At 62.8% G+C, this 25,393-nt stretch carries 22 protein-coding genes and 1 tRNA gene; 12 read left to right on the forward strand and 11 right to left on the reverse strand.

What is annotated here, in order from left to right; translation table 11 throughout:
* Positions 1 to 141: 141 nt before the first annotated feature.
* Positions 142 to 1,914 carry a gamma-glutamyltransferase gene (gene ggt, locus N1058_RS20820; protein WP_265519523.1) on the reverse strand — a complete coding sequence of 591 codons (1,773 nt, stop codon included), beginning with the start codon at positions 1,912 to 1,914 and terminating at the stop codon, positions 142 to 144.
* Positions 1,915 to 1,950: 36 nt separating this feature from the next.
* Positions 1,951 to 2,694: a lipoyl(octanoyl) transferase LipB gene (lipB, locus tag N1058_RS20825; protein WP_265519524.1), complete on the reverse strand. Its 744-nt coding sequence runs from the start codon at positions 2,692 to 2,694 to the stop codon at positions 1,951 to 1,953.
* 257 nt (positions 2,695 to 2,951) lie between these two features.
* Here lipB and N1058_RS20830 point away from each other — a divergent pair.
* Positions 2,952 to 3,036, forward strand: a tRNA-Leu gene (locus tag N1058_RS20830).
* 342 nt (positions 3,037 to 3,378) lie between these two features.
* Complete coding sequence (gene mgtE, locus N1058_RS20835; protein ID WP_265519582.1) at positions 3,379 to 4,752, forward strand: magnesium transporter; 1,374 nt, start codon at positions 3,379 to 3,381, stop codon at positions 4,750 to 4,752.
* Between the two features lie 8 nt (positions 4,753 to 4,760).
* On the opposite strand, the gene N1058_RS20840 is transcribed toward mgtE, so the two are convergent.
* A complete protein-coding gene (locus N1058_RS20840; protein ID WP_265519525.1) occupies positions 4,761 to 6,005 on the reverse strand; it encodes an MFS transporter in 1,245 nt (414 codons plus the stop codon).
* 412 nt (positions 6,006 to 6,417) lie between these two features.
* On the opposite strand from N1058_RS20840, the gene N1058_RS20845 reads away from it, so the two are divergent.
* Positions 6,418 to 6,804: a MerR family transcriptional regulator gene (locus tag N1058_RS20845; protein ID WP_265519526.1), complete on the forward strand. Its 387-nt coding sequence runs from the start codon at positions 6,418 to 6,420 to the stop codon at positions 6,802 to 6,804.
* On the opposite strand, the gene N1058_RS20850 is transcribed toward N1058_RS20845, so the two are convergent.
* Together N1058_RS20850 and N1058_RS20855 are read right to left on the reverse strand one after the other, a co-directional pair.
* Positions 6,805 to 7,284: a methyltransferase family protein gene (locus N1058_RS20850; RefSeq protein ID WP_265519527.1), complete on the reverse strand. Its 480-nt coding sequence runs from the start codon at positions 7,282 to 7,284 to the stop codon at positions 6,805 to 6,807.
* 168 nt (positions 7,285 to 7,452) lie between these two features.
* Positions 7,453 to 8,337, reverse strand: coding sequence for a heparan-alpha-glucosaminide N-acetyltransferase (locus N1058_RS20855; protein ID WP_420848025.1), 885 nt, complete (start codon positions 8,335 to 8,337; stop codon positions 7,453 to 7,455).
* Positions 8,338 to 8,526: 189 nt separating this feature from the next.
* On the opposite strand from N1058_RS20855, the gene N1058_RS20860 reads away from it, so the two are divergent.
* The 3 genes from N1058_RS20860 to N1058_RS20870 all read left to right on the forward strand — a co-directional run bounded on the left by N1058_RS20860 (position 8,527) and on the right by N1058_RS20870 (position 11,490).
* Positions 8,527 to 9,357: an aldo/keto reductase gene (locus tag N1058_RS20860; protein ID WP_265519529.1), complete on the forward strand. Its 831-nt coding sequence runs from the start codon at positions 8,527 to 8,529 to the stop codon at positions 9,355 to 9,357.
* A gap of 193 nt (positions 9,358 to 9,550) precedes the next feature.
* Positions 9,551 to 10,624: a GGDEF domain-containing protein gene (locus N1058_RS20865; protein WP_265519530.1), complete on the forward strand. Its 1,074-nt coding sequence runs from the start codon at positions 9,551 to 9,553 to the stop codon at positions 10,622 to 10,624.
* A 203-nt stretch (positions 10,625 to 10,827) separates the two neighbouring features.
* Positions 10,828 to 11,490: a YiaD family glycine zipper/OmpA-like lipoprotein gene (locus tag N1058_RS20870; protein WP_265519531.1), complete on the forward strand. Its 663-nt coding sequence runs from the start codon at positions 10,828 to 10,830 to the stop codon at positions 11,488 to 11,490.
* A 58-nt stretch (positions 11,491 to 11,548) separates the two neighbouring features.
* On the opposite strand, the gene N1058_RS20875 is transcribed toward N1058_RS20870, so the two are convergent.
* Both N1058_RS20875 and N1058_RS20880 read right to left on the reverse strand, forming a co-directional pair.
* The gene (locus N1058_RS20875) at positions 11,549 to 12,466 is read right to left on the reverse strand and encodes a pseudouridine-5'-phosphate glycosidase (protein WP_265519532.1); all 918 of its coding nucleotides are present in this window, start codon (positions 12,464 to 12,466) and stop codon (positions 11,549 to 11,551) included.
* A gap of 20 nt (positions 12,467 to 12,486) precedes the next feature.
* Positions 12,487 to 13,428 carry a PfkB family carbohydrate kinase gene (locus tag N1058_RS20880; protein WP_265519533.1) on the reverse strand — a complete coding sequence of 314 codons (942 nt, stop codon included), beginning with the start codon at positions 13,426 to 13,428 and terminating at the stop codon, positions 12,487 to 12,489.
* Between the two features lie 244 nt (positions 13,429 to 13,672).
* On the opposite strand from N1058_RS20880, the gene recA reads away from it, so the two are divergent.
* Both recA and alaS read left to right on the forward strand, forming a co-directional pair.
* Positions 13,673 to 14,773, forward strand: coding sequence for a recombinase RecA (gene recA, locus N1058_RS20885; RefSeq protein WP_265519534.1), 1,101 nt, complete (start codon positions 13,673 to 13,675; stop codon positions 14,771 to 14,773).
* A 179-nt stretch (positions 14,774 to 14,952) separates the two neighbouring features.
* Positions 14,953 to 17,613, forward strand: a complete 2,661-nt coding sequence (gene alaS / locus N1058_RS20890; protein ID WP_265519535.1) for an alanine--tRNA ligase — start codon at positions 14,953 to 14,955, stop codon at positions 17,611 to 17,613.
* A gap of 91 nt (positions 17,614 to 17,704) precedes the next feature.
* Here the strand turns inward: alaS and N1058_RS20895 are convergent, their stop codons facing one another.
* Both N1058_RS20895 and N1058_RS20900 read right to left on the reverse strand, forming a co-directional pair.
* Complete coding sequence (locus N1058_RS20895; RefSeq protein WP_265519536.1) at positions 17,705 to 18,916, reverse strand: NADP-dependent isocitrate dehydrogenase; 1,212 nt, start codon at positions 18,914 to 18,916, stop codon at positions 17,705 to 17,707.
* Between the two features lie 148 nt (positions 18,917 to 19,064).
* Positions 19,065 to 19,508, reverse strand: a complete 444-nt coding sequence (locus N1058_RS20900; protein ID WP_265519537.1) for a helix-turn-helix domain-containing protein — start codon at positions 19,506 to 19,508, stop codon at positions 19,065 to 19,067.
* 79 nt (positions 19,509 to 19,587) lie between these two features.
* Between N1058_RS20900 and N1058_RS20905 the strand changes: the two genes are divergently transcribed.
* The 3 genes from N1058_RS20905 (at position 19,588) to murI (ending at position 22,529) form a co-directional block, all read left to right on the forward strand.
* Positions 19,588 to 20,784: an MFS transporter gene (locus N1058_RS20905; protein ID WP_265519538.1), complete on the forward strand. Its 1,197-nt coding sequence runs from the start codon at positions 19,588 to 19,590 to the stop codon at positions 20,782 to 20,784.
* 114 nt (positions 20,785 to 20,898) lie between these two features.
* Entirely contained in the window at positions 20,899 to 21,711 is an 813-nt protein-coding gene (locus N1058_RS20910; RefSeq protein WP_265519539.1) for an RNA methyltransferase, read from the forward strand.
* Complete coding sequence (gene murI, locus N1058_RS20915; protein ID WP_265519540.1) at positions 21,708 to 22,529, forward strand: glutamate racemase; 822 nt, start codon at positions 21,708 to 21,710, stop codon at positions 22,527 to 22,529. Before N1058_RS20910 ends, murI begins: the two co-directional genes overlap by 4 nt.
* Before the next feature lie 76 nt (positions 22,530 to 22,605).
* On the opposite strand, the gene N1058_RS20920 is transcribed toward murI, so the two are convergent.
* Together N1058_RS20920 and N1058_RS20925 are read right to left on the reverse strand one after the other, a co-directional pair.
* Complete coding sequence (locus N1058_RS20920; RefSeq protein ID WP_265519541.1) at positions 22,606 to 23,514, reverse strand: LysR substrate-binding domain-containing protein; 909 nt, start codon at positions 23,512 to 23,514, stop codon at positions 22,606 to 22,608.
* Positions 23,515 to 23,859: 345 nt separating this feature from the next.
* A complete protein-coding gene (locus tag N1058_RS20925; protein ID WP_265519542.1) occupies positions 23,860 to 24,423 on the reverse strand; it encodes a cysteine hydrolase family protein in 564 nt (187 codons plus the stop codon).
* 279 nt (positions 24,424 to 24,702) lie between these two features.
* Between N1058_RS20925 and rpsD the strand changes: the two genes are divergently transcribed.
* Positions 24,703 to 25,320, forward strand: a complete 618-nt coding sequence (gene rpsD, locus N1058_RS20930) for a 30S ribosomal protein S4 (RefSeq protein WP_265519543.1) — start codon at positions 24,703 to 24,705, stop codon at positions 25,318 to 25,320.
* Positions 25,321 to 25,393: the final 73 nt, after the last annotated feature.

Genomic DNA, 25,393 nt, shown 5'->3' on the forward strand with positions numbered 1-25,393 from the left:
GATATGACCGATCTGGTTCAGGACGTTGTTTCGCTGGTTGCCGTGAGCTCCTTCATCGTCGCCGCCGCCACATGGATTGGCGCACTCTGAAACAAAAAGGGCCGCGCGAGGCGGCCCTTTGCACATGTCGGGGAGGCTGGATCAGTCGCCAACGGCAACGCCTTCCCGGCGCGGGTCCGCACCGCCTTCAAGACCTTCCGGCGTGAACGCTACGCCATGAATGCCGGAGGTGAGGTCGGTGATGTTGACGTTGAAGCCCAGGGCTGAAAGGTCCTCCGCGAGCGTCTCCGCACCGGTGCCGGCCTCCAAATCGTAGCGACCGAACCTGTTGGTAAGGTTGGGCAAGGATATGGCTTCCTGGATGTCCATCTCCCAGTCGATCAGCGCAATGACCGTCTTGGCGACATAGGGAATGATGTTGCTGCCGCCGGGCGAGCCCAGCGCATAGGCCGGCTTGCCATCCTTTAGGATGATGGTCGGCGACATGGACGAGCGCGGGCGCTTGCCCGGCTCTACCCGATTTGCCACGGCCTGACCGTCGCTTGTCGGCCGGAAGGAGAAATCGGTAAGCTGGTTGTTGAGCAGGAAGCCAGCAGCCATCTGCCGCGAACCGAAAGCGTTTTCGATGGAGGTCGTCATCGATGCGACATTGCCGTCGGCATCGACGATCACGAAGTGCGAGGTCGAGGGCTGCTCCAGCTCGATGCCCGGAAGCCGCAGTTCGGCTTCATCCCAGGGCGGCGTACCCGGCTTCGCCTCATCCTCGCCAAGCGCGGTGTCGCGCCGGATGAGGGCCGCGCGCTCGGCGAGATAGGCTTCATTCAGGAGCCCCTTCGGCATGTCGACGAAATCGGAGTCGGCCATGTAGAGGCCCCGGTCGGCGAAGGCGAGACGGGTTGCATCGCCGATTATGCGCCAGGATTGCGGGTCGTCCGGCCCGAGCGCGCCCCCAGATGCGCCAAGGTCGAAATGCGAGACCTGACCCAGTATCTGGCCGACGGTCAGCGCTCCGGAGGAGGGCGGCCCCATGCCGCACACCTCATAGCCGCGATAGGGTTGGCACACGGCCGGCCGCTCTTTCGCTTCATAGGCAGCGAGGTCGCTCGTCTCGAGAAGCCCCGGATTTTCTTCATGGGCCTTCACGGCCTCGACGATGGCCTCGGCGATCGCGCCTTCATAGAACGCCTCCGCGCCCTCATCGGCGAGCGTCGTCAGCGTCTTCGCATAGTCGGGGTTCTTCAAAAGCGTGCCGACCGGCAGCGGCTCGCCTTCCGCATCGTAGAAATAGGCCCGCGCGGCGGCTTCCTCGTTTAGCTTGCCCCGATCCTCGGCCAGAAGGGCGTTGAGCCGCGGCGATACTTCAAAGCCCTGTTTTGCCAGGTCGATGGCCGGCTGCAGGGTCTGCGCCCAATCGAGTTTTCCATGGGCCTTGTGCACCTTTTCCATGAGCCGGACCACGCCCGGCGTACCGACCGAACGGCCGCCGATCACGGCGTCGAAGAAGGCGAGGGGCTCGCCCTTTTCGTCGAGGAAAAGTTCCGGCGTAGCCGCCATGGGCGCGGTTTCGCGCCCGTCGAACGTGGTGACCTCGCCGCTTTCGGCGTCGTACCAGACCAGGAACGCGCCGCCGCCGATGCCGGAGGATTGCGGCTCGACGAGGCCGAGCACAGTCTGCACGGCGACGAGCGCATCGGCAGCGCTCCCCCCGGCCCGCAGCATTTCCAGGCCGGCCTCGGCCGCCAGCGGATTGGCCGCCGCGACCATCTGGCGCTCGGCCTTCACCACCTCCCTGGCTTCGACGCCGCTGGCGATTTCGGGCGCGACGGCGTCCGCCGCCTGCTGCGTCATCGCGGGCGCGGCCCAGACAAGCGCCGCCCCCAAAGCCCAAATGCCCGGTCCCTTCAAAACTGTCATATCCCACTCCTCGATGCGCCCCCACGCCCGAAAAAATCACTCGGCGGCGATCGGCATCTGTCCGGATATCCTTTCAGCCGGCCCGAAAATATTTTCGAACGCCCGTTGCAGCGCCAGGTCGAAGTCCGCCATCGTTACGGGCAAGCCGAGATCGACCAGGCTGGTCACGCCGTAGCCGGCAATGCCGCACGGCACGATGCCGGAGAAATGCGAAAGGTCCGGCTCCACATTCACTGCGATGCCGTGGAAGCTCACCCAGCGGCGCAGCCTGATGCCGATGGCGGCGATCTTGTCCTCCATCGGGCTGCCGTCGGGCAGGGGTGACTTGTCAGGGCGGGCAACCCATACGCCGACCCGGTTCGCCCGCCGCTCGGCGCTGACGTTGAAATGCGCCAGGCTGCGGATGATCCACTCCTCGAGCGCAGCCACAAAGGCGCGCACATCCTCCCGCCGCCGCTTCAGGTCCAGCATGACGTAGGCCACGCGCTGCCCCGGTCCATGATAGGTGTACTCGCCGCCGCGGCCCACATGGTGCACGGGAAAGCGCTGGGTGTCGAGGATGCCCTCCGCCCTGGCGCTGGTGCCTGCCGTATAAAGCGGTGCATGTTCCACCAGCCAGATCAGCTCGCGCGCTTCGCCTGTACGGATATCCTCGGCCCGCTCTTCCATATACCGGACGGCCTCCTCGTACGGCGTGAGGCCGGGTTCGATGCGCCATTCCACGGCGGGGCCCGGCTCTGCCGGAAAGAAGGCTCCGACCTTGGCTATGCGTTCGCTCATCAAGCGCTCCTGATATCCGGCGAGGCGGAATAGGGACGTAGAGACTGTTTGAGAATTCGCTGCGACATCTGCCCGCCGAGTAGAATTATCGAACGGTCTCTTATGACTCCACAAGCCCCGCGACGTCCAGCCACCTGTTTGGTGCCCCTGATCGCAAGCTGCGAAAGATTTGCGTATTTCGGTGTTTCACAGGCTTGTTTCACCAAGGGCTATTTGCTACATGCGCCGTGGCCGGTGCGAACCGGCTTTCGTTGCGTGCGGTCGTGGCGGAATTGGTAGACGCGCAGCGTTGAGGTCGCTGTGGGGCAACCCGTGGAAGTTCGAGTCTTCTCGACCGCACCAATTTTCTCTCCCTCACCTATTTCATATCTCTGTCCTGCCTCGCGGGCGCCGGCCTCCGCGGTGGGTAAAAACATCTTGTGATTGGGCGCAGGCCGACTTTGTCATTGGGGGTCAGGCGCGCTACAGCTGCGTGGACCGGTCGCGCCAGAGCGCCGTGCGTCTGTTCGGGCCAACCAAGGGGCGTATCTTCTTGTTTTTCCGCATATATGCGGGCGGCAGGTGATTCCACCTGATGGCAAAATGCTATAAGCGTCGATATCGGCGAACGTGTCGGCGGAGACTGAGGGGAGCGTGCCGTTGAACGAGACGGAGCACCACGACGAGGAGCATGGCAAGGCCGAGATGCCGGACAACGGTGTCTACGGCGAAGCTGGCGCTATTTCTTCGGCATTCCTCGCCCGTATCGGCGCTGCCATCGCCGACCGCGACACGCTGACCCTGAAAAGCGACGTGGCGGGCCTGCATCAATCGGAAATCGGCGACCTGCTCCATGCTCTGATGCCCGAGCAGCGCCGCTCGCTTGTCGAACTAATGGGCGACGAGTTCGACTTCACCGCCCTTACCGAGGTCGACGAGGCGATCAGGCTCGATATCGTCGGCAGCCTGCCGAATGCGCAGATCGCCCAGGCGGTCCAACAGCTGGATTCCGACGATGCTGTCTATATCCTCGAGGATCTGGATCCTGCCGACCAGGACGAGATCCTGTCGGAGCTGCCCTTCACCGAGCGGGTCCGGCTGCGCCGCTCGCTGGGTTATCCGGAAGAGACCGCCGGCCGGCGCATGCAGACGGAGTTCGTCGCCGTGCCGCCGTTCTGGACTGTGGGCCAGACGATCGATTATATGCGCGAGGACAAGAACCTGCCGGATAGCTTTTCCCAGGTCTTCGTCATCGATCCCACATTCCGCCTCGTCGGCGCGGTCGATCTCGACCGCATTTTGCGCACCCAGCGCAATGTGAAGGTGGAGGACGTGATGCGCGAGACGCGGCACGCGATTCCCGCCACGATGGACCAGGAAGAAGCGGCGCAGATCTTCGAGCAGTACGATCTCCTGTCGGCTGCCGTGGTCGATGAGAACGAGCGGCTTGTCGGGGTTCTCACCATCGACGACGTGGTCGACGTCATCCAACAGGAGGCGGAGGAGGATCTGCTGCGCATGGGCGGCGTCGGCGACGAGGAATTGTCCGATACCGTCATGATCGCCGCCAGGTCGCGCGTGCCGTGGCTCCTGGTCAACCTGATCACTGCATTTCTCGCCGCATCCGTCATCAGCCTTTTCGATGCGACCATCGAAAAGATCGTGGCGCTTGCCGTCTTGATGCCCATCGTCGCTGGCATGGGCGGCAATGCCGGATCGCAGACCATGACGGTCACCGTCCGCGCGCTCGCCACCCGTGACCTCGACATCTACAATGCCGGCCGCATCATCCGGCGCGAAATGGGCGTGGGGCTGCTCAACGGCGCCATCTTCGCCACGCTGATCGGCCTCGTCGCCGGCTTCTGGTTCCATGATCCCAATCTCGGCGGCATCATCGCCGCGGCGATAGTCATCAACATGTTCGTCGCCGCTGCCGGCGGCATCCTCATTCCATTGCTGCTCGACAAGGTGGGCGCCGACCCCGCCGTCGCCTCGGCGGTTTTCGTGACGGCGGTGACCGACGTCGTCGGCTTCTTCGCCTTTCTCGGCCTGGCCACCTGGTGGTTCGGGCTTTTGTAGATTTGCCGTCAGGCGGCCGCTTCGCGAACCCGCCTGCCGCGCAAAAGGATCAGAACCATCACCGAGATGTTCAGCAGGTTCCAGCCGATGCCGTTGAGGAATGCGGCGTTGTAGGAGCCGGTCATGTCGTAGATCCACCCCGACATCCAGCCGCCCAATGCCATGCCGACGATGGTCGCCATGATGACGATGCCGACCCGCTGTCCCGCCTCACGCGCGGGCAGATATTCGCGCACGATTATCGCATAGGAAGGCACGATGCCTCCTTGCGACAGGCCGAACACCAGCGACACGATATAGAGCGAGGCGAGCCCGTCGAAGGGGATATAGAGGATCAGCGCCAGGCACTGCATCACCGAGCCGATGATAAGGGTGCGCACGCCGCCGATATGATCGGCGAGGAAACCCGAGGCCAGGCGGCTGACGATGCCGCCGGCCAGCATCAGCGACAGCATTTCCGCCCCCCGTGCGATCCCGTAGCCGAGATCGACGCAATAGGCCACGATATGCACCTGAGGCATGGACATGGCCACGCAACAGCCAAGCCCCGCAACGATCAGCAGCCCCTGCAATGTGTTGGGGGAAAATGGCTGGGCGCGGCGCGGTCCGCCGGACGGAATTGCGGCAGGCGGGGCGGGATCTATACCGCCTGGAGGCCGCGTTCTCAAAAGCAGCGACAGCGGCACCAGTGAGACGATGCAGAAAATGCCGATCCACAGAAAGGTCAGCCGCCATCCTGTGCCCGCCAGGAGGAGCTTGATCACCGTCGGCCAGACCACACCGGCCACGTAATTACCGCTCGCCACCGCTGCCACTGCAATGCCTCGCCGCTTCTTGAACCAGTGCGAGATGTCGGCGATCAGCGGACCGAAAGTGGCCGAGGCGCCGACGCCCACCAGAAGGCCCTGGGCGAGCGCGAACTGCCAGATGGTCTGGGAAAACGAGGAAAGGATATAGCCGAGCCCCAGCATCGTGCCGGCAATCGCCACCGGCAGGGCGACGCCGATGCGGTCCGCAAAGCGGCCGATCACGACGTTGCCGAAGGCGAACCCGATCATGACGGTCGTGTAGGGCAGGGAGGCCGCCGCCCGGTCCACGCCGAAGTCCGCCTGTACCCGCGGCAGGACGACGATATAGGCCCATAGCGCCACGCTGCCGATGGTCCCCAGCAGGATGCAAAGCGCCAGCCGCACCCACGACTGGGCGCTGTCGAGACGCTCTGCATCTGACAAGGATGCACCGCCACTGCGCATTTCAGGCTCTCCTTCCGCGTCGGACACAAAATGGCGGCCCCGGCGCGTCTCCGATCAAGCGATGGGTAGCCCGATCGCGTATGGAAAGCGTAGGGCCAGCCCGTTTCTTTGATTGGCCGGCCCGATTCCGGGTCGCGATTTGGCGCTCCCTATCTCGCCGGCGCGCTGGCGCCCGACCCGGGAGCCGCGAAACAGCCATCAGCAGCATTCCAATTTCACGGCTGGTGCTGTAGCCATTGTCGTCCGCACGGCTTGGTCCCAAAGCCTGATCCCTAGATGGTGATGACGATCCAACCAAACGTCCTCATGCTGTGGGTACCGAAAGCGAGGAAATGCGTGCGGATGCGGCAGATGAATTGACTTTTACGTAAATCAGGTGACACAGTCACCGAAACAACGAGAGCTGGGGTCTATGCGGGAATATTACACGATCACGGAACTGACCCGCGAATTCGGCATTTCTACCCGCACCTTGCGGTTCTATGAGGACGAGGGCCTTATTCATCCCATTCGCAAGGGCCGCACCCGCCTCTACCGTCCTTCCGACCGGCATCTCGTGCGCCAGATATTGCGGGGGCGCAGGATCGGCTTCTCGATTTCCGAAATCCGCGAGATCATCAGTGTCTACAAGGCTCCGCCCGGCGAGGTCGGCCAGTTGCAGCTCATGATCGCGCGCATCGAGGAAAAGCGTTCCAGCCTGCGCCAGAAGCGCCGCGACCTGGAAGATACGCTGGCCGAACTCGACCAGGCCGAGGAAGCTTGTGTCGAGCGCCTTGCCGAACTCGGCGTGAAGACCTGATCAGAACCAGCGCCGAACTTTTTTCTGATAATCCCGATAATGCTTGCCGAAGCGCTGCGCCAGATGCCGCTCTTCCGGGGCGATGGCCAGCTTGTGCGTCGCGAACGCGGCAGCGAAGCCGAAAGCCACGAACCACGCGTTGCCCATGATCAGCCCGATGGCCAATACGATCATCGTGTTGCTGAGATAAAGCGGGTTGCGGCTGAAGGCGAACGGCCCGCGCGTCACCAGATGCTCCGATGCCCGGTGCGGCAGGACGGTTGTCCCCACCTTGCGCATCGCGCGGATGGCTGCGACGTCGATGGCTAACCCTGCCGCCACCATGAGCCAGCCCATGGCGAACAGAAGATCGGAAAGCGGGCGGGGGAGCCATGGCACGGGGAGGAGAAAACCGGCGATGAGCGCGAGGCAGATGGCGGCGAGATAGATGATCGGCGGCCAGGGCAGTCGGCTGGGCGGTGCGTCGCGCGGGTCTGTCATGGGCTTCCTCCGCATTGCCGTTCATTTCGCCGGCAATGATTGCGCCAGCAGCCATTGCTTCGCAACCCTGTTCGCTGTCGCTTCTGGGCATGATGCCGAAAAAGTCGGTTTTCGGAAAAGATCATGCTGAAACAAACAAATGGATCAAGGTGACTGCTCGACGTTACGTCACTGTGACCTGGCACAGAATGCAATCGTATCCTGCACCCAGCGTGTCGCCTCCTCGTCTTCCGCGCCGCGCGCCAGCACCTGCGTCCGCTCCGCCGCCCGGGCTTCCTCGACGATGCAGCCGCAATAGCTCTCGCACAGCGCTTGCTCACGGCTTTGCACGCACTGGTTCGTGCACATCCGCATGAAACCCGCTTCAACGTCGGCTGCATCCAGCGATGGTGGATAAAGTTGCGCCATGATCCAGACGCAGGAAATCAGCACCGGCTGGTGCACGAGATAGAAGGCCAGGCTGTGCCGCCCCGCCCATCCGAGCACCGGGATGCGTAAGCCAGGCCGCCACGCGGCCAGGCGGTCGATGAACCCGGTGGATTGAGCGACCTTGGCCGCGGCCATTCCAGATAGGACGGCGCCGAACCACGGAAAGATCGGTATGTAATCGTTGGAAGCCGGCACATTTCTCGACAGGCCGATCCACCACAGAACCGGCTGGTCGAGAAACGGCCAGTGCACATAATGCGGTGCGGCGACGACAAGGACCGCGAGCGCCGCCAGAAGCGTGGCGGGAAAGTGAAGGAGCAGAAGCCCGAGCACACTCGCCACCGCAATATGGTGCAATATGCCGAAAAAGATGAATTGCTCCGGCATCAGCAACCACGTCACCAGGGAAATGGCCGCTGCCGCGCCCGCTATCATGACGAGACGTTTGGCGAAGGGGCCAGCCTTGAACGAGCGCGCATGCGCCAGAACAAGGCTCACTCCCACCAGGAACAGGAAGGAGCTGGCGATGCAGCGCGCGAACAGCTTCCACCCGCCCGTCACCGATGTGAAAGGCTGGAGATAACCGAAGAATTCGAGATCCCAGGTAAAGTGATAGATGGCCATCGCCACCAGCGCGAGACCACGTGCGCCATCGATCGGTTCAATACGCCTGTGTTGTTCTGCTGCGGTCTGCAATTCTTAGCCCCCGGACCCGCAAGCGATCCACGATCGCCGACGGTATTGACGGTAACGCCATCTCGATCAGATGGTTAACTGTTATTCGATATATCATTCAAGGATAAGGAAGGCGTTATGAAGTTCATCGAGGCAAACGGCGCGCGGATACCGGCGCTTGGCCTTGGGACCTGGACCTTGGCCGGGGCCACCTGTGCTGATCTCGTGTTGAGCGCGATCGAGACCGGCTACACGCACATCGACACCGCTGCCATGTATGAAAACGAGGAGGATGTCGGCCGTGCCGTCGAGCGTTCAGGGGCAAGGCGCGCCGATCTCTTCGTCACCACAAAGGTCTGGTGGACCGATCTTGCGCCTGATGATCTGCTGCGATCGGCCCGGCACAGCCTCGAGCGGTTGAAGCTGGAATACCTGGATCTGCTGCTGATCCACTGGCCCAACCCCGCCGTCCCCCTTCAGGACAGCATCGAAGCCCTCAACGAGGCGCAGCGGTCGGGCCTGACCCGCCATATCGGCGTTTCCAATTTCCCGACAGATCTGCTTGCCAGGGCCGTTGCATGCTCAGCCGCGCCGCTTGTCGCCAACCAGGTCGAGCATCATCCCTATATCGACCAGACCAAGGTGCATCAGGCCTGCCGCAGCCATGGCATGGCCATGATATCCTACTGTCCGCTGGCACGGGGTGGGGGGCTCTTTGGCGAACCGGCGGTCGTTGCGGCTGCCAAGGCCCATGCCAGGTCGCCCGCCCAGATCGTGTTGCGCTGGCACGTGCAGCAGGATGGCATCGGTGTGATCCCACGCACTACAAAGGCCGAGCGACTCGCGGAGAACGCCGCGGTTTTCGACTTTGCGCTGAGCGAGGGTGAAATGGCGTCCATAAGCGCGCTGACCCGGGCGAATCAACGCATTTGCGACTACGGCTTCTCGCCCCGCTGGGACGCACCATAGATGGGAAACCTGCCACCAGTCGCATCCGGCCTCTCTCTGCACGGAATCCGTGTAGTTAACCCTGCGTTAGCTTGCATATACTATTGTTTCCCTTCGAACGATCGGGTAATGGCTGCCGCGGGGACCGGTGGCCGCTTCGATGCATGATATCGCGCCGCGGCGTTGGCAGTTCGAGCGGAGGGTTATGGGGCGCATGTTGCAGACCGCGAGTGTGCAGGAGGGCAATCCCGACATCGCAGCCTCTATTGCGGCGACGATGCGCAGGATGGGAGTCATGGGGCTCCCGCGCAACTATGAGTTGTTCTACGAGGTCATGACTGGATCGATCCGCGAATTGTCCGACGAGTTCGCCGCTCTCGGCAGCAGGCCCGCCCAGGCAGCGCTCGATGCACTCTCGCGGAAATATTTTGCCCAGAGCAGTCGTCACGCAATCGTCGAGAACGCGCAGGAACAGATTGCCGTGCGGGCAGAGGAAATCCTCACGCTACTGGGCCGCGAGCAAAGCTCGCTTGAGAAGTTCGGGCTCATCCTCGGCCAGACGTCCGGCGGGCTGGACAGCCGCCATGCCATGTCTCGCGAGCTCCTGCAAAGGGTCGTCGGCATCATGGCAACCGCTACCCAGACCACGCTGGATCAGGGCAAGCAGATCACCAAGGCGATGGTCGAAAAGACCGAGGAACTGGAAAAGGTCAGGTCCAAGCTCGAGCAGTACAAGAAGCTGGCCGATACCGACCCGCTGACCCGTATCTGGAATCGGCGGGCCTTCGACCGCAAGCTGGCGGAAATCTTCACCGACGAGCGCTCGGTCATGTTCCATTCGCTGGTTCTTGCCGATATCGACGGTTTCAAGGCCTTCAACGACCGCTACGGCCATCCGGTCGGCGACCGGATATTGCAGATGGTGGCGCAGATTATCCAGAAGAAGAGCGGCTCCAACAGTTTCTGCGCCCGCACGGGCGGCGAGGAATTCGCCATCATCTTCGATGGTCTGTCGGAGGATGTGACTTTCAATGTCGCCGACGCCGTGCGCACTGCCATTGCCGAGGCGGAATTCGCGATTGGCGCGTCGTCGAATAATTTCGGCCCCATCAGCATTTCGATGGGCATGTGCATGGCTTCCGACGCGGCCGACGGCGATGATCTGTATGTCAAGGCCGACCGGGCTCTCTATTCCTCCAAGGTCGGTGGTCGCGACCGTCTTACCCGCTTCTCAAAGATTGCACAGGGAAAGCTGACCAAGAACTGGCTGCTTTACCGCAGCGAGTAGAGCATCTGCCAGGATTGCCTTTTTTCGCCGCAATTGTATCGGAACCCTGCGCCTCGGTTCGTTAAACGATACCGTAAGCCGTTGAATTCACGCATCGTGTTCTCCGAAAATCGATTCCGATTCTTCGATCGATGCTGTAGAACGGCGGCAGGGGCGATGAATACGCAGCCGGATTGCCGGCTCTCAGGAGAGGATAGGATTTCATGTTGAAGAAGATTGTGGCTGTCACCGTCATTGCCGGGTTTGCTGCCGGCTGTGTCACCTCGACCGATCCCTATACGGGCCAGCAGAAGATTTCGAACACGGCAGGCGGGGCGGCCTTGGGGGCGCTCGCAGGCGCGGGCGCGGGCCTTCTGGCCGGTGGCGACGACCGCCGTAACGCCTTGATCGGCGCCGGCATCGGGGCGCTCGCCGGCGGTTCGATCGGTGCCTATATGGACCAGCAGGAAGCCCAGTTGCGCGGCCAGCTCCAGGGCACCGGCGTCAGCGTCACGCGCCAGGGCGACTACATCGTCCTCAATATGCCGTCGAACATCACATTCACCACCGATTCGGCTTCGATCCAGCCCGCCTTCTATCCGACACTCAATTCCGTCGCTCTGGTCCTGAAGAAGTACAACCAGACCTTGGTCGACGTGTACGGGCATACCGATTCGACCGGCTCCGACCAGCATAATCTGGATCTGTCCAGGCGCCGTGCGGCTTCGGTCGCCGACTATCTCGTCGCGCAGGGCACATCCGGCCAGCGCTTTGCTGTGATCGGCGTCGGCGAGGCCCAGCCCATCGCCTCCAACGCGACGCCCGAAGGCCGGGCACAGAACCGCCGCGTTGAAATCCGCCTCTCGCCGCTGCGCGCGGCCGGCTGATTCCGGCAGCATCGGCGACAGGGCGCTGGTGCTGTAGGCGCGGCGGCGTTCGTCGCCGCTACACCGAAAGCGAAGCTGCAATGCGCGCCGCCAGGCGCGCATTGTTTTTCACCAGCGCGATATTGGTCTGAAGACTTCTGCCGCCGGACAGTTCGAGGATGCGGCCAAGCAGATAGGGTGTCACGGCCTTGCCGGCAACACCGGCCCCTTGCGCATCGGCTTGGGCCTGCGCGATGAACCCTTCCATGACATCGGCGGCGATCTCGTCCGCCTTCGGCACCGGATTGGCAATCAGCATGCCACCGCCGATGCCGAGCCTGTCGCGCATGCGCTGGAAATCGGCGATGCCCTCCGCCGTGTCCAGCCGCAGCGGAGCCGGCGCTGTGGAACGGCGCGACCAGAAGGCGGGCACGACATCGCTGCCATAGGCGACGACCGGCACGCCCCGCGTCTCCAGCACTTCCAGCGTCTTTGGGATGTCCAGGATCGCCTTCGGACCGGCCGAAACCACGATGACCGGCGTGCGCGCCAGTTCGTCCAGATCGGCCGATATGTCGAAGCTCGTCTCCGCTCCCTTGTGGACACCGCCGATGCCGCCCGTGGCGAACACGCGGATGCCCGCCATCCGCGCCCCGATCATGGTGGCGGCGACGGTCGTGCCGCCGGTAAGGCCCTGCGCCATCGCAAAGGCAAGGTCCGCGCGCGACAATTTGAGCGCGTCCGTCGTTTGCGCCAGCTTCATCCGCGCCTCAGTGGCAAGGCCGACCTTGAGCCGCCCATCGATCACGGCGATCGTGGCCGGCACCGCGCCTTCCGCCTCGATGATGGCTTCGACCTCCGCCGCCATGGCCTCGTTCTGGGGGAAAGGCATTCCATGGGTGATGATGGTGCTTTCCAGCGCTACCACGGGCCGCCCCGCTTTCAGGGCTTCCGCAACGGGCGCATGAACATCCATCAGGTCTTCGGGAACGGGCATGGGAACTCCGATTGGTATGGTTAGTCTAGCTGCACGGCTGCGGGCACGCGGGCAAGCGCTTGTTCGAAGAAATCTTCCCGCAGGACGGGCGCGGCTTGTGACGCTTCAAGGGCAAGGCCGGCCGCCGCGATACCTTCCCGAACGGCCCCGGGAAAGCTCTTGCCATTCATCAGGGCCGCCGCCGTCGCTCCCGCCAGCGCATCGCCGGCCCCGGTGACGTCGGCGATATGGTAAAGCGGCGGCACCTCGAAGCGCCAGCGCTGGCCGGCCTGGAAACCGATCGCCGGCCTCGATCCGGACGTGATGACGCCGCCTTTCAAGCCCAGCGCCGAAAGCGCCTCCGCCAGTTCTTCCAGTCCCGCCGCCTCGGCAAGACCCGTAAGCCGCAGGGCTTCTCTTCTGTTCATGAACAGGCAGGAGACCCGTTCCAGCACCGGCGCGAAGCGCACCACCTTGGCGGGCGAGACGGCGATGGCGAAAAGTGGCTTATCCACGCTGGCCGCGCAAAGGCGCAGGATCGCTTCTTCGGGCAGGTTGGCATCGCACAGGACCGCATCGGCGCCGGCCGCGGCGTCCCTTATCTTACGCCGGCGCATCTGCTTGCCGAAGGCGGCCTCATAGAGTTCCATGTCGGCCAGGCCGGTGATGAGATCGCCCTTGGCGGTCAGGATCGCCGTATAGCTAGGGGTCGCGCGGTCCATATAGGTTGCAGACAAGTCTTCGATGCCCGCCGCCGCCACCGCTTCTTCCACGTTTCTCCCGGCAAGGTCGCCGCCCCGCAGCGAAAAAAGCGCGCCGCGCACCCCGCGCTGGACAGCCATGCTCAGGGCATTGAAGGCTCCGCCGCCGACATCCTCGCGCATCGCTCCGGGGTTGGAGGCTTCCGCAATGTGGTCGTCGCGTACGCGGCCGCGTCGGTCGAGATGTGCGCCGCCGACGGCGAGGAGCAACGGGTTCGTCATCGTCATGCTTCCGGTCCGCTCGAATCGCCCTTGCGCGCTAGTGGCCTGCCCGAACGGGGGGAGCGAAAATTCCGGTAACCGGCCGTTCCGTGCCGGGATATCTGGAATAAACTGGGAACAAAAATGAATTAATATTTAAAAACAGCATGTTAATTCCTATTGCAAAATGAGAACAAAGCATGTACATAAAAATAACCTGTATTGGCCGCCGAGGCCTCCATTGACGACGAAGGGGTGTTGTATCATGGCTCAGAATTCATTGCGGCTGGTAGAGGAAAAATCGGTGGATAAAACCAAGGCATTGGACGCGGCGCTTTCGCAGATCGAGCGTGCTTTCGGCAAGGGTTCGATCATGCGGCTGGGCGCTAACGACAAGGTCGTCGAGATCGAGACTATTTCCACCGGCTCCCTTGGCCTGGACATCGCATTGGGCGTGGGCGGCCTGCCGCGCGGCCGCATCATCGAGATTTACGGACCGGAGAGCTCGGGCAAGACCACGCTTGCCCTGCACGCCGTTGCCGAGGCGCAGAAGAAGGGCGGCATTTGCGGCTTCGTCGATGCCGAGCATGCGCTGGACCCGGTCTATGCGCGCAAGCTGGGCGTCAATCTTGAAGACCTCCTGATTTCCCAGCCCGATACGGGCGAGCAGGCGCTGGAGATTTGCGACACACTGGTGCGCTCGGGCGCGCTCGATATCATCGTCATCGATTCGGTCGCCGCGCTGACGCCGCGCGCCGAGATCGAGGGAGAGATGGGCGATTCCCTGCCGGGCATGCAGGCCAGGCTGATGAGTCAGGCCCTGCGCAAGCTGACGGCCTCCATCTCGCGTTCCAACACGATGGTCATCTTCATTAACCAGATACGCATGAAGATCGGCGTCATGTTCGGTTCGCCGGAGACGACGACGGGCGGCAATGCGCTGAAATTCTACGCCTCGGTCCGTCTCGATATCCGCCGCATCGGCTCGGTCAAGGATCGTGACGAGGTGGTCGGCAACCAGACCCGGGTGAAAGTGGTCAAGAACAAGCTGGCGCCACCCTTCAAGCAGGTCGAATTCGACATCATGTACGGCGAGGGCGTGTCCAAGCTTGGCGAATTGGTCGATTTGGGCGTCAAGGCCGGCGTGGTGGAGAAATCCGGCGCCTGGTTCTCCTATAATTCGCAGCGCCTCGGCCAGGGCCGCGAGAACGCCAAGCAGTTCCTGCGCGAAAATCCGGAGACGGCGGCCGAGATCGAATTGTCATTGCGGCAGAATGCGGGCCTCATCGCCGAGCGGTTCCTTGAGGATGGCGGCCCCGGCGAACAGAATGATGAGGCACCCGAAGGCAACGCCGCGGAAGGTTGAGACGCTTCGCAATCTGCTTCGACCTGATAGGGAGCGCCGCCGGCTGATGCCGGCGGCGTTTTCCTTTTACGGTCCGGTGCGCAGCCCAGTGCTGATTTCTGGACAGGCAGGGGCGTGAACGCTAAAAGGCAGCTTCCGTTTCCCGCCCTTTCGGCGGGCTCTCTCGCAAGGGCAAATACATGAGTGGCGTCAACGACATCCGGTCGACATTCCTCGACTATTTCAAGAAGAACGGGCACGAGATCGTGGCTTCCGGTCCGCTCGTTCCGCGCAACGATCCCACCCTCATGTTCACCAATGCCGGCATGGTGCCGTTCAAGAACGTCTTCACCGGCATGGAAAAGCGCGATTATGTGCGCGCCACCACGGCTCAGAAATGCGTACGCGCTGGCGGCAAGCACAACGATCTCGACAATGTCGGCTACACCGCGCGCCACCACACCTTCTTCGAGATGATGGGCAATTTCTCCTTCGGCGACTATTTCAAGGACGTCGCCATAGAGCTTGCCTGGAACCTGGTGACCAAGGAATTCGGCCTCGATCCGAAGCGGCTTCTGGTCACGGTCTACCACACCGACGACGAGGCCGCGGGCCATTGGAAAAAGATCGCCGGGCTCTCCGACGACAAGATCATCCGTATCCCGACCAGCGATAATTTCTGGGCGATGGGCGATACAGGCCCTTGCGGCCCGTGCTCGGAGATTTTCTACGATCATGGCGAGGGCATTCCCGGCGGCCCGCCCGGGAGTCCCGATGAGGACGGCGACCGCTTCATCGAGATATGGAACCTCGTTTTCATGCAATTCGAGCAGGTCTCCGCCGACCGGCGCGTCGACCTGCCCCGCCCCTCCATCGACACGGGCATGGGGCTGGAGCGCGTCGCGGCTGTGCTTCAGGGGGTGCACGACAATTACGAGATCGACCTTTTCCGCGCGCTGATCCGCGCCTCCGAGGAGGCGACCGGCGTCAAGGCCGAAGGCGCAAACCACGCCAGCCACAAGGTCATCGCCGATCATCTGCGGGCCACGAGCTTTCTCATCGCCGATGGCGTCCTGCCGTCGAACGAGGGGCGCGGCTATGTGCTGCGGCGCATCATGCGCCGCGCCATGCGCCATGCCCAGCTTCTGGGCGCTGCCGACCCGCTGATGTGGCGGCTTGTGCCGGCGCTGGTGCGGGAGATGGGGCAGGCCTATCCCGAGCTTGCGCGCGGAGAGGCACTGATCACCGAAACCCTGAAGCTCGAGGAGACCCGGTTCCGCAAGACACTGGCGCGCGGTCTCAACCTGCTTTCGGACGCGACCCGGGGCATGGACGAGAGCGCGGAACTGGATGGCGAGACGGCCTTCAAGCTCTACGACACCTATGGCTTTCCGCTTGATCTCACCCAGGATGCCCTGCGCCAGCGCGGCATCGCCGTCGATCTGGAAGGGTTCAAGGCCGCCATGGAGCGCCAGAAAGCCGAGGCGCGGGCCAATTGGGCCGGCTCCGGCGAGGCTGCCACGGAAGCGGTCTGGTTCCAGGTCAAGGACAAGGTCGGCGCGTCGGATTTCCTGGGCTACGAGACGGAGGAAGCTGAAGGCGTCGTCACGGCCATCGTCAAGGATGGCGCCATGGTCGACCGCGCTGAAAAAGGCGAGGCGGTTGCGGTAGTGACCAACCAGACGCCATTTTATGGAGAATCCGGCGGGCAGGTTGGCGACACCGGGCTGATCGAGGGCGACGGCTTCCGGATCGCCGTCTCCGACACGCAGAAGAAGGGCGAGGGTCTGCTGGTGCACTACGGCACCGTGGAAGAAGGCAAGGTAAATGTGGGCGCGGAGGGCGCGCTGCACGTTGCCCATGCCCGCCGCACGCAGATCCGCGCAAACCATTCCGCCACGCACCTGGTGCACGAGGCGCTGCGCGAGGTGCTGGGCACCCATGTCGCCCAGAAGGGTTCGCTGGTGGCGCCGGACAGGCTGCGCTTCGACTTTTCCCATCCCAAGCCGATTTCCGAGGCAGAGCTGGAGCGCATCGAAGACATCGCCAACGAGATCGTGCTGCAGAATTCCCCCGTCAACACGCGCCTGCTGAGCGTGGACGATGCCATCGCAGAAGGCGCGATGGCGCTGTTCGGCGAGAAATACGGCGACGAGGTGCGTGTCGTTTCGATGGGTACCGGCATCGAGGGCGAGAAGGCCGGCAAGACCTATTCGCTGGAGCTTTGCGGCGGCACCCATGTGAAGGCGACCGGCGATATAGGCCTGGTGCGCATCGTGTCGGAAGGGGCAGTCGCCGCCGGCGTGCGCCGCATCGAAGCGCTGACGGGAGCGGCTGCCAGGCGGTATCTCGAGGAGCAGGAAAAGCGCCTCAAGAACGCGGCCGCCGTTCTCAAGGTCTCTCCCGCCGATGTCGTCCCGCGGCTGGAGGCGCTGGTCGACGAGCGCCGCAGGATGGAACGCGAGCTCTCGGATGCCCGCCGCAAGCTGGCGCTGGGCGGCGGCGGCAAGGAGGCTGAAGGCGGCGCCGAGAAGGTCGCCGGCATCAACTTTCTCGGTCGTGTCGTAAGCGATATTTCGCCCAAGGATCTCAAGCCGCTTGCCGATGAGGGCAAGCAGTCGCTCGGCTCGGGCGTGGTCGCTTTCGTCGGCACCTCTGAGGAGGGCAAGGCGAGTGTCGTGGTCGGCGTCACGCAGGATCTCACCGACCGCTTCAGCGCCGTCGACCTCGTCCGCGCGGCCTCGATCGCCATCGGCGGCAAGGGTGGCGGCGGCCGTCCCGATATGGCCCAGGCTGGAGGCCCGGATGGCGACAAGGCCGCCGCCGCGATCGAAGCGGTCAGGGCGGCGTTGGCCGGATAGGCATTTTCGCGCAGCGGATAAGCCGCGAGGAAGTTACAAAAAAGGCCGCGGAGCGATCCGCGGCCTTTCGCATTCAGCGGTCGTGGCAGATCTATGCCATTGCCTTCTGCAGGTTCTCGTCGATCTTGTCGAGGAACCCCGTTGTCGAGAGCCAGGGCTGGTCGGGGCCGATGAGCAACGCCAGATCCTTGGTCATGTGGCCAGATTCCACCGTGTCGACGCAGACCTTCTCCAGCGTGGCGGCGAATTTCGCGAGCTCCGCGTTGTCGTCCAGCTTGGCACGGTGCGCAAGACCCCGCGTCCAGGCGAAGATGGAGGCGATGGAGTTGGTCGAGGTTTCCTCGCCCTTCTGGTGCTGGCGGTAATGGCGGGTGACGGTGCCGTGGGCGGCCTCGGCCTCCACCGTCTTGCCGTCCGGCGTCATCAGCACCGAGGTCATGAGGCCCAGCGAGCCGAAGCCCTGCGCCACCGTGTCGGACTGCACGTCGCCATCATAGTTCTTGCAGGCCCACACATAGCCGCCCGACCATTTGAGTGCGGAGGCGACCATGTCGTCGATCAGCCGGTGCTCGTATGTGATCCTGGCTTCCTTGAACTCGGCCTCGAACTCGGCCTCGTACACTTCCTGGAAGATATCCTTGAAGCGCCCGTCATAGGCCTTGAGGATGGTGTTCTTGGTGGACAGGTAGCACGGCACCTTGCGCATCAGCGCGTAGTTCATCGAGGCGCGCGCGAAATCGCGGATGGAATCATCGAGATTGTACATGGCCATGGCGACGCCAGAAGAGGGGGCGTCGAAAACCTCGTGCTCGATCTCCTTGCCGTCCTCGCCGACGAATTTGATCGTCAGCTTGCCCTTGCCGGGAAACTTGAAGTCCGTGGCGCGGTACTGGTCGCCGTAGGCATGGCGGCCGACGATGATGGGCTGCGTCCAGCCGGGCACCAGGCGGGGCACGTTCTTCATGATGATCGGCTCGCGGAAGATCACGCCGCCCAGGATGTTGCGGATCGTGCCGTTGGGCGAACGATACATGCGCTTGAGGCCGAATTCCTCGACGCGCGCCTCGTCCGGCGTGATCGTGGCGCATTTCACGCCCACGCCATGTTCCTTGATCGCGTTGGCCGCATCGACCGTGATCTGGTCGTCGGTCGCATCGCGCGCCTCGATGCCCAGGTCGTAATATTTGAGGTCGATGTCGAGATAAGGGTGGATCAGCTTCTCTTTGATGAACTGCCAGATAATCCGCGTCATCTCGTCGCCGTCGAGTTCGACGACCGGATTGTCCACCTTGATTTTGCCCATGAAAATGCTCCGCGATCGAATTGTAGAGGGATTGCCTGAAAGCCCCCGGACAGGAGGTTGGCGCCCCTATAGCACCGGCGCGCAAAAGCGCAAAGCGGCGAGCACCGAAAGCGCCACCATCAACTCCGCTCACAGGAGCGTCGGCTCGTCATTTTGTTTTACCAGCGCCGCGAACCGCCCGAGATCGGGGCAGGGGCCGGCCGCGGCGGCTTCCGATGTGGAGCAGGCGGCGGAAGGTGGGGCATTCCATATGAGATAGCGCCGGGCAGTCTGCGACATGACGGAGCGCCTCGCGCAACTTCGTGAGTTCTCGGATGTGGCGGTCTATCTCGTCCGCACGGGCACGAAGCTCGGAGCGTGGCAAATCCGGCTGGCCATCGGCACCGAATATTCCCCGGATGTCGTCCAGCGAGAACCCGGCTGACCGGCCAAGCTGGATCAGCGAAATCTGCAAGATCGTCTGAGTATCGAACTGCCGCCGCAGCCCCTTTCGCCCGATCGACGCGATGAGCCCGATTTCCTCGTAATAGCGCAAGGTGGATGGCGACAGGCCCGTTTGCACAGCCACCTCGCCGATGTCGAGGATCTTCATGATTTTTCCTGTTGACCTCAAGTTGGCTTGAGTTCGTAGCATGCGCGTCCTGCTCGAAATCTGCAAGAGGAACGAAGCTATGTCGTCCGAAATGATCGTGGATCGTGGTGCCGTGTTGAGCGACCCGCGAGCACTCGCCCTGTTGTTCGCCGCCTCGCTCACCACTATGGCCAACGCCACGATCAGCCCTGCGCTGGGCGGGCTTTCTGAGTTGTTCGCCGATCACCCCAATGCGCGATTTCTGACGACACTGCTGGTTCCGGCCCCTTCTCTCACCGTCATCTTCTGCGCCCCGCTCGCCGGGTTGGCGGTGGATTGTTTCGGCCGACGCTGGCTCCTGTTGATCGGCATCCTGTTGTTCGCGATCACGGGAAGCGCCGGCCTCTACCTTGCCGATCTGACGTCCATCCTGGTGAGCAGGCTCGCCCTTGGCCTCGCGGTAGCGATGATCATGACGGCGCAAACCGCGCTGATTGGGGACTACTACGAGGGCAGCGCTCTGAAACGCCTTGCGGGTCTGCAGGTCTCGGCGCGAAACTTTGGCGGGTTCACTTTCATCACGCTCGCCGGCTGGCTTGCCGCGACCTCGCCGCGTTTGCCCTTCGCGGTCTATGCCCTGCCTATTCTGCTTTTGCCGCTGGTTTGGAGAACGGTCGCAGAGCCGGCCATTCGGCGCGGCCGCGCTGCGCCGTCGGGTCAATCCCTCGCATCTCTTGGCGAGAAGTGGATTGGGCCGATAATGAGACTGGCAGCACTCCAGATGGCGACGACGGCGCTCTTTTTCATCATGCCGACGCAGCTTCCCTTCCTTCTGGATGCACGCGGCTACGACAGCGCATCCGGGACGGGCATCGTTCTTGGTGCGCTCACACTGGCGGGCGGACTGGCCGCGCTAACCTATAGCCGGGTAAGCGGCCGGATCGGCGCGATCGGCGCTTTTGCGGCCGGATATCTGCTAATGGCACTTGGTTTCGCGGGCCTTGCTTCAAGCGCACAGTTCGGGGCAATGCTTGCCGGCGCGATTGCCATCGGGTTGGGCTTTGCTCTCGTGATGCCGAATTTTGTCACGCTGGCTCTCACGATTGCCCCCGCTGAGCGCCGCGGCGTGGCCGGTGGTATTCTCACGACATCCGTTTTCGTCGGCCAGATCGTCTCGCCATTTGCCACAACGCCGATGATCCATACGGTCGGATATGCCTGGACATACGCGGCCGCGGCAGGTCTCGTACTTTGTCTGGCTATGGCGAGCGGTGCGATCGCGCTGCTGCGGCGTTAGCAGAGCAGGCCAGGAAAAGTGGAAACCGGTTCTCGGTCGGGAATTGCGTGGAAATTGACTGTTAGATCATTTCATCGTTTCCGTGAAACGATGAAATGATCTAACAGCGTTTTCATGGCAGGAACGGACAAAAAGCGCGAGTTGCTCGCCGAAGGACCCGCAATCGTTCTCGTCGAGCCCCAACTCGGCGAAAACATCGGCATGGTGGCCCGCGCCATGGCCAATTTCGGCCTCGGCGAACTGCGGCTGGTGAATCCGCGCGACGGCTGGCCCAATGAGAAGGCCCGCGCCGCCGCCAGCCGCGCCGACCACATAATAGACGGCGTCGCGGTCTTTGAAAATCTGGGCGAGGCGGTCGCCGACCTTAATTTCGTCTATGCCACGACGGCCCGTCCGCGCGACAATTTCAAGCCGGTGCGCGGCCCGCAGGAGGCGGCCGGCGAACTTCACCGCCGTTTCGCGGCAGGCCAGAAGACCGGCATCCTGTTCGGTCGCGAACGCTGGGGTCTCACAAACGAGGAAGTGGCGATGGCCGACGAGATCGTCACCTTTCCCGTCAACCCGGCCTTTGCCTCCCTCAACATCGCTCAGGCCGTGCTCCTGATGTCCTACGAGTGGATGCAGCAGGCGGGTGCGGGCAGGGCGGTCGCGCCCGAGGGGCCGGACCTGACGCCGGCCAGCCGCGAACACATCAACAGCCTGATGGATTATCTGGACCGGGTGCTGGGCGAACGCGGCTATTTCCGCCCCGACGATAAGAAGCCGAAGATGATGGACAATCTGCGCGCCGTCTTCACCCGTCCAGGCTTCACCGTTGCGGAACTGGCGGTCCTGCGCGGGGTGCTCATATCGCTGGAGAAATTCTCGCCGAAAAACCCCCGCGGGGCCGGCGCGCCGGAAGCCCGGGGCGGGGACCGTCCGGAATGAAAACACAGGGCGGCATCCTCTTCTTCGATTCCGGCATAGGCGGCCTTTCGGTAGTGAAGGAGGCGCGCATCCTTCTTCCCGATCATGACTATATCTATGTCGCCGACGATGCGGCCTTCCCCTATGGAGCGTGGGAGGAGGACGCCCTGCGCGCGCGCCTGGTGGATCTTTTCGGCGGCCTTTTGGCCCGCTTCGCCCCGTCCCTTGTGGTGATCGCCTGCAACACCGCTTCGACGCTGGCCATAGCCGACCTGCGCAAGGCCTTTCCCGGCCAGCCCTTCGTCGGCACGGTGCCCGCCATCAAGCCGGCGGCTGAGCGGACCCGCTCCGGCCTGGTTTCGGTGTTGGCGACGCCAGGCACCGTCCGGCGGCAATATACGCGCGATCTCATCCGCGACTACGCCGGCAAGTGCCACGTGCGCCTCGTCGGCAGCGAGAACCTGGCGCGGCTGGCCGAGCAATATATGCGCGAGGGTCACGTCGACGAGGCAGCCGTCCGGGCCGAGATCGAGCCCTGCTTCGTCGAGCAGGATGGCCGGCGCACCGACATCGTGGTGCTTGCCTGCACTCATTATCCCTTTCTCGTCAATCGTATGCGCAAAATGGCACCCTGGCCGGTCGACTGGATCGACACTTCCGAAGCCATCGCCCGCCGCGCCCTGGCCCTTGCGGTGGAATTGCCGCCGAGCGGGCGGGCTTCCGGCCGCGACTTCGCGCATTTCACATCCGGCGCGCCAGCCGAGGCGTTACGCCGGTTTGCCAAAGGCTTCGGATTCGCGGCCGGTCAGAGCATTTTGCAGTCAGGTGGAATCACCTGACGTTGCACAAATGCAGTGAAAACAAGTAGCTAGAGCAGAACAACGTTTCAGTGAATGATCTGCTCTAGAAACGTCGCTACCTGCTCACCGACCGCACGTCTTCGGCGACGGCCTTCAGTATCCAGTCCCGGAATGCCTTGACCTTGGGCGCGTTGGCGCGTCCTTCGGGATAGACCAGCCAGTATCCCGACCCGTCGGAGCACAGGCGCGGAAACGGCTGGATCAAAAGCCTGTTTTCAAGCTCGACGCGGTAAAGGGCGGGCGTAAGAATGGCCACGCCCCGACCGGCGATTGCCGCCCGCGCCACCATCGACTGTGCACCCAGTTTCGCGCTCGGCTCGTGCTTTCGTGCGTCGAATGCAACGCCATGCGCCTTGAACCAGATACTCCACCAATCGTCGCCGGAGTCGAGGATCGTGAGGCGCAGCAGGTCTTCCGGGCTGGTGGGCATTCCCGCCGATTCGGCCAGTCGGGGGCTCAGCATGGGTGAGAAATCGGCCATCATCAGCAGGTGGCGCGACAGCCCCGGCCAAGGCCCAACGCCGCCCCGAATGGCCACGTCCACGTCTTCCGCCTCGAAGGCCGCGAGCCGCTGCGAGGATTCCATTCGCACGGTCAGGGCCGGGTAGAGCGCCTGGAACTTGTCGAGATTCTCCACCAGCCAGTTGGCCGCGAATGTCTGCGCGGTGCTGATGTTGAGGCTGCCTTCCATCGTGCCGCGCGCATCGGCATAGGCGGCGGCAAGGCGCTCGAAGGCGTCGCTGACGGCAGGCGCGAGCCGCTGCCCCGTTTCTGTCAGCGTCACCTGTCGGGGACGGCGGACGAACAGCGGGGTGCCGACCCGGTCCTCCAGCACCTTGATCTGGTAGCTGACGGCGGCCTGCGTCATGCCGAGCTCTTCCCCGGCCTTGGTGAAATTGCCATGGCGCGCAGCCGCCTCGAACACTCTCACGGCCGTCAGCGGGGGCAGGGGAAGGATCGACATGGATAAAAGCTCCTTATGCCAGCCCACCCATAATCGATTGGAAATGAGCCGGCAAGCGAGCGACTATGCCCGAGAACAATCGATGCGTCCCTGGATGGAGTAGATCAGATGAACGAGTGCATATCCCGGCGCGAAAGCGACACTTCCCGCCTTTGGCACTTCCTGCGCCTCCTGAAGATGCCAAGGCTCAGGCGTCGAAAGACACGCATACTGGACCCGCGCGACCTGCCGCCCCACCTGCTGCGCGACATAGGCTTTTGTGATGCGAAGCCCTCGAAGTCGATTAAGTGGTATCGGTGACGACGGGTCTGGCGTGTCTCATCTCGGCTCTTGGTTTGCTCTGAGCTAGATAGCACTGAGGGTCCTGCTGATCTGAGAAACAGTGGCGACCTTTGCGATTTTCCCATTCATGTAGTCCAGGGAGACGCGCTCATGCTCCTCGTCATAGGAGCCGATGCATTCCGCCGCCAAGATGACCCGGAAGTCCCGCTGATAGGCGTCGATCGCGGTCGTGCGGATGCAGGCATGCGTGTTGACGCCGCACAGAACCAGTTCACCGACACCAAATTCCATGAGCATCTGGTCAAGCTCCGTCTTGAAGAAGGCGCTGTAGCGCTTCTTGACAATGGTTGGATCCACCGAATGCCAATCAAGCCCAGAGTGAAGCTGGGCACCTGGCGTGCCCTCAATCGCGATTGCGATGCGCTTATCACGCATCTCTAGAAATGCGTCGCTGAGATCACGGCGGAATTCCTGCCGCACCCAGATTACCGGAAGATGTAATCTTCTGAAGGCGCTGATTAAGCTATTGGTATTTTGGACCAGTCGGCGCACTTGGTCTGCATCCCGGTCGTCGAGATAGTCGTTGAGCAGGTCAATGATGATGAGACAGTATTTGGTCACTACCATGATATACAGAATACTGATCGCGGCTTTGTGACACTGGGCGAACCAAAGACCTGCACACCGCGAATCCATCGCCCGCGTTGACTTTCCCCCGGTCATCCACTAAGAGCCCATTCATGCGCGCTGGCTTTGCGGTCGGCGCGCATTTTGACGTGTCCCGTGGACATTGCCTCCAGCGTGCGGCGATGTCCTGTCAGGCTTCGAAAAAGGAAGCCAGAGGAGGGCGCGTTTCCTTCACCTGAAACATGAGGTTTCGGGTGTATTTGTTTGAAAGGGAATGCGATGAGCAAACGCCACTCAGCGAAATACAAGCTCGACCGCCGTCTTGGCGAAAACATCTGGGGCCGTCCGAAATCCCCGGTCAACCGCCGTGAATACGGCCCAGGCCAGCATGGCCAGCGCCGCAAGGGCAAGCTGTCGGACTTCGGTCAGCAGCTTCGCGCCAAGCAGAAGCTCAAGGGTCACTACGGCGACATTTCGGAAAAGCAGTTCCGCAAGACCTATGACGAGGCCAACCGCCGCAAGGGCGACACCAACGAGAACCTGATCGGTCTCCTGGAATCGCGTCTGGATGCGCTGGTCTACCGTGCCAAGTTCGTTCCGACGATCTTTGCCGCGCGCCAGTTCGTCAACCATGGCCACATCCAGGTCAATGGCCGCCGCGTCAACATCCCGTCCTTCCGCTGCAAGCCGGGCGACGTGATCGAGATCCGCGAGCGGTCGCGCCAGCTGGCCATCGTTCTGGAATCGGTTCAGCTCGCAGAGCGCGACGTGCCCGAATATCTCGAGGCCGACCACAACAAGATGACCGCGCGCTATGTCCGCGTGCCGGGCCTGTCGGACGTGCCCTTCGCCGTCCACATGGAGCCGAATCTGGTCGTCGAGTTCTATTCGCGCTAATCGTCGCGAAACCTCGCAGGTTTCAAAAGGCCGCGTTTGCGCGGCCTTTTTCTTTGCCGTTTTCAGTTCGCCC

Origin of the sequence: Nitratireductor luteus (genome assembly GCF_026162365.1) — a bacterium.
In the GTDB taxonomy this organism is placed as follows: domain Bacteria; phylum Pseudomonadota; class Alphaproteobacteria; order Rhizobiales; family Rhizobiaceae; genus Chelativorans; species Chelativorans luteus.